This window comes from Rhizobacter sp. P3_B12 (genome assembly GCF_056402895.1).
Map to the genome: position 1 here is coordinate 1 of NZ_JBFUGN010001078.1, position 1973 is coordinate 1973.

At 68.7% G+C, this 1973-nt stretch carries 1 protein-coding gene; it reads left to right on the forward strand.

The window, feature by feature from the left end; genetic code table 11:
• The first annotated feature begins 271 nt into the window (after positions 1-271).
• On the forward strand, positions 272-1906 hold the full coding sequence (locus tag AC1D01_RS32305; RefSeq protein ID WP_477873589.1) for an FAD-binding oxidoreductase: 1635 nt from the start codon (positions 272-274) through the stop codon (positions 1904-1906).
• Positions 1907-1973 lie beyond the last annotated feature (67 nt).

Below are 1973 nucleotides of genomic sequence, written 5' to 3' on the forward strand. Positions count from 1 at the left end.
GCACGATGTGGCGCGCCGCCTGCACGTGGCCGTCGTCCAGCGCGGCATAGGCCGCAGCCAGGGCTTCGTCGGGAGACGGCAGGAGTCGGGTGGACGCGTCGGCAGCCATGTGCTTGATGGAGGGGGTCGTGCCCCGTGCGGTGCCCAGTGAGTGCGGGGTCGATGCTAGCGGAAACGGCGCCGCATTCAATGTGCGAACTTCCTCGAAAGCTCGTCTTGCAACGGTCCCGGGCATCGCCTACCCTGCCGCGTCCTCACAGGGAGCCATTGGATGTCTCTTCAACGCAACCGCAAGCTCGTGCGCGACCAGGCGCTGTTCCGGCACTGGGAGGGGCTCTCCGCCAATGCCTTCGACACGATCCCGCTGCAGCAGCTGAAGGATGCGCAGGCCGCGCTGCAGGGCCACATCGTGCTGCCGGACAACCCCGACTACAACGCCGACCGCCAGCTCTTCAACCCGGTGTTCAACGCGTACCCGGTGGCGATCGTCTACTGCGCCGTCGAGAGCGACGTGGCGATCGCGCTGAAGCTCGCGCAGGACGTGATCCTGCCGTTCACCGTGCGCTCCGGCGGCCACTGCACCGCCGGCTTCTCGGCCGGCTACGGCGTGCTGATCGACGTGAGCGAGCTGAACGAGGTCACGATCGACGCCGCGGCGCAGGTCGCCACCGTCGGCACCGGCTGCCCGTTCAGCAAGCTCGACCTGGCGCTCGACCAGACCGGCCTGCACGTGCCGGGCGGCGAATGCCAGGACGTCTGCATCGGCGGCTACCTGCAGGGCGGCGGCTACGGCTTCACGTCGGTCACCTTCGGGATGAACTGCGACAACGTGATCGACATGCGGGTGATGCTGGCCAACGGGCGCGTCGTCACCGCGAGCCCGGTCGCCAACACCGACCTGTGGTGGGCGATGCGCGGCGGCACCGGCGGCAACTTCGGCGTGCTGCTCTCGGTGCGCTACCAGCTGCGTCCGCTCGGCGACGTGTTCGGCTGGGCGCTGATCTGGCCGCTGCAGACGCCGGCCGATTTCCAGAACGCCACCGGCGCGCTGATGGCCTTGCAGTCGGGCTACATGCTCGCGGCGCTGCCGCAGGCGCTGAACATCCAGGTGTCGCTGTGCTGGCAGCCCGGCACGCAGGGCGGGCTGCCGCTCGAGCCGCAGCAGCCCTACCTGATGGTGCGCGGGCTGTATGTCGGATCGCAGGCCGACGGCCAGGCCGCGATCCAGCCGCTGTGCGACCTGCCGGGCGCCATCACGCAATGGACCGCGATGGACAGCTACTACAACCTCAACAAGGCCTTGCTCGACCAGCCCTACGGCATGCCCTGCCTGGCGCCGGACAGCCCGATGCCGTTCGAGGACAAGGCCTCGCGCTACGTCACGCGCCCGCTCACGCCCGCGGAATGGCTCGGGCTGCTGCAGTACTTCGTCACCGCACCGAACGAGCTGACCTACTTCTACATGGAGTTCTACGGCGGCGCGATCAACGAGGTGCCGCCGCAGGCGAATGCCTTCGTGCACCGCAGCTCGGCCTTCAACGCGGTGCTCGACGTGTTCTGGTTCGACGACGCGCACAAGCAGGCGTCGCAGGATTTCCTGGTCGGCTGGATGAACCTGATGGCGCCGATGTGGAACGGCGAGATCTACCAGAACTACCCGCGGCCGGACCAGCCCGCCTACGGCCCGGCCTACTGGGCCGATGCGCAGGCCGGGCTGTACGCGGTGAAGCTGAAGTACGACCCGACGCACGCCTTCCGCTTTGCGCAGGAGGTGGGGCCGCTGATGTCGCCGGGCGGCGGCATCGGGCCGGTGATCGAGCTGCCGGCCTGGCTGCAGCAGTGGTTGCAGCARCCGATCGTGTACGACGCGCGCTGGACGGCGTCGCAGCTGCAGCCGTACCAGTGAGCCGCCGTTCGCGCTGAGCCTGTCGAAGCGCCTGCTCGCATGCCACCAGGCTTCGACAGGCTCAGCC